General features: G+C 68.5%; 5 protein-coding genes and 1 pseudogene. 3 read left to right on the forward strand and 3 right to left on the reverse strand.

Annotated elements, in window-relative coordinates:
* The 3 genes from ACFW2E_RS37645 to ACFW2E_RS37655 form a co-directional block, all read left to right on the forward strand.
* Positions 1 to 1,151, forward strand: a 1,151-nt coding sequence (locus tag ACFW2E_RS37645; RefSeq protein WP_384473790.1) for an acetyl-CoA carboxylase biotin carboxylase subunit family protein, incomplete at its 5' end; no start/stop codon positions are given.
* Positions 1,148 to 3,160, forward strand: coding sequence for a PEP/pyruvate-binding domain-containing protein (locus ACFW2E_RS37650; RefSeq protein WP_384473793.1), 2,013 nt, complete (start codon positions 1,148 to 1,150; stop codon positions 3,158 to 3,160). The genes ACFW2E_RS37645 and ACFW2E_RS37650, both read left to right, overlap by 4 nt.
* An 8-nt stretch (positions 3,161 to 3,168) precedes the next feature.
* Positions 3,169 to 4,530: an MFS transporter gene (locus ACFW2E_RS37655; protein ID WP_384473795.1), complete on the forward strand. Its 1,362-nt coding sequence runs from the start codon at positions 3,169 to 3,171 to the stop codon at positions 4,528 to 4,530.
* Between the two features lie 326 nt (positions 4,531 to 4,856).
* Here the strand turns inward: ACFW2E_RS37655 and ACFW2E_RS37660 are convergent, their stop codons facing one another.
* The 3 genes and pseudogenes from ACFW2E_RS37660 to ACFW2E_RS37670 all read right to left on the reverse strand — a co-directional run.
* A complete protein-coding gene (locus tag ACFW2E_RS37660; protein ID WP_384473798.1) occupies positions 4,857 to 5,408 on the reverse strand; it encodes a YceI family protein in 552 nt (183 codons plus the stop codon).
* A gap of 361 nt (positions 5,409 to 5,769) precedes the next feature.
* Positions 5,770 to 6,561 carry a class I SAM-dependent methyltransferase gene (locus ACFW2E_RS37665; RefSeq protein WP_384473801.1) on the reverse strand — a complete coding sequence of 264 codons (792 nt, stop codon included), beginning with the start codon at positions 6,559 to 6,561 and terminating at the stop codon, positions 5,770 to 5,772.
* Between the two features lie 93 nt (positions 6,562 to 6,654).
* Positions 6,655 to 6,846, reverse strand: a pseudogene (locus ACFW2E_RS37670) (transposase); the annotation flags it as partial.
* Between the last annotated feature and the right edge of the window lie 103 nt (positions 6,847 to 6,949).

Here is a 6,949-nt window from a genome sequence, read left to right on the forward strand (position 1 = left end):
CGGACGCCGTCCTCACCTTCTCGGAATACGCGGGGGTCGCGGTCGCCGAGGCGTGCCGGCGGCTCGGTCTGAAGGGTGCCGGGCCCGCCGCCGACCTCGCCCGCGACAAGCGGCTGATGCGGGCCACGTGGGACCGGCACGGCATACCGCAGCCCCGGTTCCGCGCCGTCACCAGCCTCGCCGAACTGGAGCAGGCGACCACCGACTTGTCGTACCCACTGCTGCTCAAGGCGGCCTGGAGCGCCGGTTCGACCGCGCACCAGATCATCGACAAGGTGGAGGACGTACCGCACGCCTGGCAGCGGTCGCGCGAGGTGATGGCGGAGTCGGCGCAACTCGGTTTCGCCGAACTGCATGTCAGCGGCGCGTCGCAGGACTTCATCGTCGAGGAGATCGTCACCGGGCGGGCCGAGGAGTGGTTCGACGGCCCCGGCTGGGGTGACTACGTCAGCGTCGAGGGTGTGGTGGTTGACGGCGTCTTTCGTCCAGTCTGCCTGAGCGGGCGCATGCCGACGGTGAAGCCGTTCACCGAGCGGGCGGGCATCACTCCGGCCGCCGTCGGGAGCGGGGCGCAGCGCGGGATCGTTGAGCTGGCCCGGCGTGCCGTGGACGCGCTGGGGCTGGAGAACTGCGGTACCCATACGGAGATCAAGCTGGGCACGGACGGTCGGATGTGGGTCATCGAGACGGCCGCGCGGTTCGGCGGCGCGATGACCGTGCCGCAGATCGAGGGGGTGTTCGGCCTCGACATGATCGGCATGTTCACCGATCAACTGCTCGGCGGTTCACCGCCCTGGCCCGCGCGGGCGCTGACACCCGCGGATGCCGCAGGAGCAGCCGGTGCCCTGGTGGTTCTCGCCGTCAACGGCGACGGGACCCCGTGGTCGCGCCGCCATCGGTGGGACTCCTCGATGGTCGCCCGTAAGGCGCCCGTCGGGCCGGGCAGCACGCTGTCCGTGGTCCGCGAGAGCTCCCTGCCGGACGGCTCCCCGGTGCCCGTCTACGACCCGGCCGCGGGTGCCAACACGATGGCGGGGCTGTGCCTGTTGTCGGCCGACCGGCCGCAGTCCGTCGTCCGCGACTTCACCGCCCTGGTCGACGCGATGCCGCGCATCCTGCCCACGGACACCACCGAGGGGGCCCGCGCATGACGTTCGCACCCGACGAGGCCCGCATCCCCGGCGCCGCGGACGACCGAACCGTCGTCGGCGCCAACCTGTCGCTGCCGCTGTTCCGTACGCTGTCCGGCGTACTGGCCGGACACCAGTACCTGAAAGTTGTGGTGGACCGGGCCGAGGACACTTGGCATCTGCTCGACACCCGGGTACACCCCTTCCACGTCGACTACATCGCGACCCGCGTCCTCGGCATGACGGCGGACGAACTCGACGCGCAGCTCGACGAGTTCAACGCGTCCGTATACATGGCGTCGGACCGCCGTTTCCTGCTGGGCGTGCTGTCGCTGCACTGCGACGAGGAGACCGACGGCCCCGAACGGCCCTTCCTGGTCCTGGAGACGACCGAGGCGGACACCATGCACGGTGCGCTACTGGAGGATTTCTATCACTACGTCCGCAACCGAGTCGACGGACGCCTTCCGCTGCTGCTGAAACCGGCGAATCACGGGCAGGAACACGAACTGGCCTCGGTGAGCGAGACACGCATCCCGCGCATCCTCAGCCAGGAGTTGTTCGGCAACCGGACCCGGACCTGCCTCAACCCGGGCGTGACCGAAGGACGGTTGCGGTACTTCCACAGCCTGGACGAGTACCGGGACGCCGCCGCGGAACTCGGCTGGCAGGACATCGTCGCGATGGCCTGCCTGCCGGACGACGTGCCTCGGGTCGCCGGGTTCATCAACACCGAGCCCACGACGCCTCTTTCGCACACCAACGTCCTCGCCTCTGGCTGGGGCATCCCGAACGCGATCGTCCGTGACCTGGACGCCCTCGTGGAGCGGGACGGGCTGGCCGAGGCCTGGGTCCGCTACCGCGTGCAGGAGGACGCCATCACCCTGGAGCGCCTGGCCGGCGCGCCGGAACTGGAGCAGCCGGTCTGGCACCAGCAGCGCATCCGCATCGACGCACCCCTGCTCGGGGACGCGCCGATCATGGCGTTGCACCGGCTGCGGCGCGCCGACCGCGACAGCTACGGCACCAAGGCCGCAAACCTCGGCGAGCTGCACCATGTCCTGGACAGCCGTACCGCCGACCTGACCGCGTTCTACGCCCGCCCGCGTCCGCCGCGACCGGATCTGCTCACCCACCTCGCCTCCCGTCTCGGTGAGCCGGGAGCGTCCGCGGAGCGGCTGCGGGCCGCGGCCGCCGAGTGGGTGGCGGCGACGGTCCGGGCCCCCGAGGGCGTGGCGCTGCCGTTCCATCTGCACCATCTGTATCTGACCTCGTCGCCCGCGCTGCAACAGGGCATCGGCAAGCTGAAGATGGCGCTGGAACTCGACGCGCTCGACATGGTGGACTCGCTGTCCCTGGACCTCCAGCACCTGATGCACAGCATGCCGATGCCCGACGAGGTGGCGCGGGCCATCACCGGCTCGGTGCCGCGACTGCTGGCCGACGAACGCCGTCTCGTGGTGCGCTCCTCCTCCAACGCCGAGGACCTGCCGGGGTTCTCGGCGGCCGGGATCTACGACTCGGTGACGACGGTACGCGGGGCGGAGCAACTGCTGAACGCCGTCCGGCATGTGTGGGCGTCGCTGCTGTCGCCGCGGAGCGTGCGCCTGAGGCATGAGGTCGGCATCTCCCTGGACGACACCTACATGGGGGTGATCATCCAGGAGTACGTGCCGGCCGATCTCGGGGGTGTGCTCGTCACGTGCAATCCGACGCGCCGCGAGGACTTCCGCAACGTCTACCTCAACTGTACGGCCGGTTCCCCCGAGCGCGTGGTTGACGGCACCGTGCTGCCGCACCAGTACCTGTACAACACGGTCGAGGGCGGCGGCCGTACGGTGGACGTCGGCTCTTCGGGCACGGATCTTTCCATGGACACGCGTGCGGCTCTGTCGCAACTTGCCCTCGTGGGACGCCTGCTGCAGTCCCACTTCAGCGAAGACGAGCCCGATGATGCCCTGGACATTGAGTGGCTGATGACGGCCGAGGGCGCGTTCCGGCTGGTCCAGGTCCGCCCCTACGCCTGGTGAGCCGCCGTATGCCTTCCTTGTGGCGCAGCGCTCCACACGCGGCCTTGACCCCGGCAGCCCGCCGCATCATCCGCCTCAACAACGGGTTCCAGCTGCTGTTCAACCTGCTGTGGTGGATGCCCGTCTTCTACGCCTACCAGCGTGACGCGGGCCTGTCGGACGGACAGATCTTCGGCATCCAGAGCATCTACTACATAGCCTTCTGCCTGTTCGAGATTCCCACCGGGCTCGTCGCCGACCGCATCGGTGCCCGGAACTGCCTGCGCGCGGGCGCGGTGGTGATGACGGCGGCAAACATGATGCCGGTGCTCGAGCCCTCGTACACGGGCTTCCTCGTGCACTTCCTTGCCATCGCCGCCGGACGCTCCCTGACGTCAGGCGCGGCGAGCGCCTACCTGTACGACGGGCTGCGCGCCGAAGGAACGGACGCGCACTATCTCCGGGCGGAGGGCACGGCGCGGGCCCTCGGCCTCGCCGCCAAGGTCGTCTGCTGGCCGCTCGTCGGACCGCTGATGACACTGGCCCCGCAGACCCCGTACGTGCTCAGCGCGGCGAGTGCAGCCGGCTCGCTCGGCTGTGCCCTCGCCCTGCCGCGGCTGGCCCCGCGCGACACCGACGCCGCAGCGCGTGCGTCCGGGCGGCGCGGCGGCACCCTGCTGCACGACACCGGCGCCGCGCTGCGCACGCTGCGGTCCTCACCATGGCTGGCCATGCTCATGGTGCAGGGCGTGGCGGTGTTCACGCTGTCGCGGATCTGCCAGGTCAATCTGTTCCAGCCGGTGCTGCTGGCGCACGGCATCGGCGAGAGCACCCACGGCAGTGTGCTCGCGGCTATGACGGTCGCCGAGGCGGTGGCCTCCGCCCGCCCGCAGTGGCTGGGATCCCGCCTGCCGCCGGCGGCCTGGGTGTCCCTGCTGAGCGTGGCGCTCGCCGCCGCCCTGGCGGGCACGACCGTCGGCGGTCCTTGGACAGTGGCCGGGCTGCTGTGTGTGTTCGCCGCGCTCACCGGGTTCTGCTATCCGATACAGCGCAAACTCATCAACGATGCCATTCCACCGGGGGCGCCGCGTGCCACCCTGCTGTCGGTGGAGAGCATCGTAGACCGCGGCGTGTGCGCTCTGGCGGCGGTGGCCGCGGGCGCGTATCTGGAGGCGGGCCGACTGGACGCGCTCTTGTGGCAGTCCACGGCGGCCACCTGTGTGCTCATACCGGTGCTTCACCTGGCGCTGCGCCGCATGGACCGGGCAACGGCCACGCAAGGGCCTGCGACAGACTTCGGCGTGCACCCGGGCTCCCGGCAGAGCGGCACACGGCCACCAGAGGAACCCGTTGCGCTGCCCGTCGACGAAGGTGCGGCGCCACACCCCTGACGGTTGTCCGGCTGGCCGTGACCAACCTGCAGCGGCCGCGCCGTGTGCCGCGAAGTGGACGGTCGTCCAGCGGGGGTGGTGCGCAGGCCCGCGTGGAATGACGGTCCGGATGCCACGCCCCGCTCGCCGTTGGTGCGCTACCTCTGGCCACCGACGGGACATTTCGGCAACCGCTCCCCTGTGCGGGGTCCTCGGCACTGACGGGTTTGCCCGCAATCCACGGTGACATGGTTCGGCATTGCGACGGCGCAGCCCTGACCTCGAGGACCGCGCCGCGTGATCGCTTCCTGTACGAATTGCGCCGCAGGTGTGCCAGTTGGGCGCTGCTAGCTCTGCTTGATCGCGGAGACGTCGAACTGCAGTTCGACCTTGTCGCCAACCAGGACACCGCCGCCTTCCAGGGCCGCGTTCCAGGTCACGCCAAACTCCTTGCGGGAAATCGTCACCGATCCCTCCAGGCCGACGCGCAGGTTGCCGTAGGGGTCGACGGCGTTTCCGGTGTACTCGAAGTCGATGGTGACCGGCTTGGTGGTGTCCTTGATGGTGAGATCGCCAGTGATCCGATATTCGGTGTCGGACTTCCGTTCGATCTCGGTGCTGCGGAAGGTGATGTCGGGGAAGTTCGGCGCGTCCAGGAAGTCGTTGGTTCGCAGGTGCTGGTCGCGCTGCTCGACGCCGGTGTCGATGCTCTCTGTCTTGATCACCACCTGGCCGGTGGACTTGGCCGGGTCGGTGCCATTCAGGTGCGCGGTGCCCTCGAACTGGTGGAAGGAGCCGCGCACCTTCGTGACCATGGCGTGGCGGGCGACGAAACCGATCCGGGTGTGAGTCGGGTCGAGGATGTAGTCCCCCGTGAGCTCAGGGATCGAGACGGTCATGGTCAGGTTCCTCCGTAGGGTCTGGATCCCGACGATGGCCCGCCTGGATCGTTTCCGAATCACGCTAGGGGGCCAGCGGTTCCCGACCCGGCCGAACGCGCCTGGCCGTGGACGATTGCACCCTGACCGGTGACCCTAGATCGCCGCCTTGCCTCTGTCGGCCTCGCTCGCAGTCCACAGCCGACGCCTGTGCGAACACCTCCGTGGCCTGGTGCCGTCGAAATTGCGGTTCTGGCACAACTTCTGTGACGCGGCCACGCTGAGTGATGGCGGCTCAGTGAAGTTAGTGGGGGTCGGGCTGGCGCAGCGCTCCACTTGGCCATTCGGAGACACGGTCGTCTCGGCCGGCCCCACGGCTGGGTCAGCCCGGCTTGACCGCCAGCGTCGCAAAATAGTGCGACATGTATTGAGCGGATGCGTTGGATTGGTGCGGCGCTTCCGCGAAGCCGGTGAGGACGAACCCCGCGGCGAGTTGCCCGCCGATCTGGTCGGTGAGGGTGTGGCTGTATTCAAGAGGGGCATCCGCACCGAACTTCGTGGCGCGTTCCTCGGCGGAGTACTGCGTGACATCGCTGTAGGGCAGCTTGTGCACGACGATCAGCTCGCCCCGCTCGTCGAGCGCCTCGTGGTCGAACAAGTACACATCAGGGTTGAGGAAGCCCACGAGCAGAGTTCCGCCCGGTCGCAGGACGCGGAAGCACTCACGCCACACCGGTGCCAAGTCTGGTACGAATAGGTTAGAGACCGGATGGAATACGACGTCGAATGTCGCGTCGCCGAAGGCGCTGAGGTCGCGCATGTCGCCTAGGACAGTGCGCAGCTCGAGTCCGTCGCGCGCCGCCACCATCTGGTCCTGGCCGAGCTGGCGGGGTGAGTTGTCGAATACGGTGACCCGCGCCCCTGCGGCGGCGAGGATCGGACCCTGCTGGCCACCGCCGGAGGCCAGGCACAACACGTCCTTGCCGGTCAGGTCCGTCGGCAGCCAGGAGCGGTTGACTGGCTCACGCCCGATGAGAACAATCGACCAGTCGCCCATGCGGGCGCGCTCGACATCCTCAGCACTCACCGGCCTCGACCACTCGTTGCCCTCTTGGACATACTTGTCCCAGGCTGCCCGATTGTGGGCAACGGGGTCGACAACAATGTCCTGCACGTTTAACTCCCTGCTACAGCCAAACGGACACCTGCGGTACCGACAGTTCGGTGCCGCTAGCCAACACGATTGCAGGGTGCGGGCTCAAAGAAATTAGCGGGCATCGAGGTGTCCACGGGCTCGACGGGTGGTCGCGCAGCGGGTGCGTAAGCGCTGGTTGCCGGGGTTGCGGAAGCCGTAGGCGTCGCGGGCGATGGTCTTGATGAACCGGTTGGTGCCTTCGGAGCCGGAGTTGGTGATCCCGGTGTGCAGGACCGCAAGGATCTCTGGCCACCATGTCTCGACGGTTGCGGCTAAGGGCTGTCCCGTAACCCCTGGTCAGGGGTGAGATGATCTTGGTGTGGCTGGTGTGATCACGGCGTCGGAGCCGTCTTGGATAGCCCCGTTC

This window comes from Streptomyces sp. NPDC058964 (assembly GCF_042741275.1).
In the GTDB taxonomy this organism is placed as follows: Bacteria; Actinomycetota; Actinomycetes; order Streptomycetales; family Streptomycetaceae; genus Streptomyces.

Coding starts and splice junctions, on each gene's coding strand:
- ACFW2E_RS37660 (WP_384473798.1), bottom strand. CDS start 5,408: ATGACCGTCTCGATCCCTGAGCTCACGGGGGACTACATCCTCGACCCG.
- ACFW2E_RS37655 (WP_384473795.1), top strand. CDS start 3,169: ATGCCTTCCTTGTGGCGCAGCGCTCCACACGCGGCCTTGACCCCGGCA.
- ACFW2E_RS37650 (WP_384473793.1), top strand. CDS start 1,148: ATGACGTTCGCACCCGACGAGGCCCGCATCCCCGGCGCCGCGGACGAC.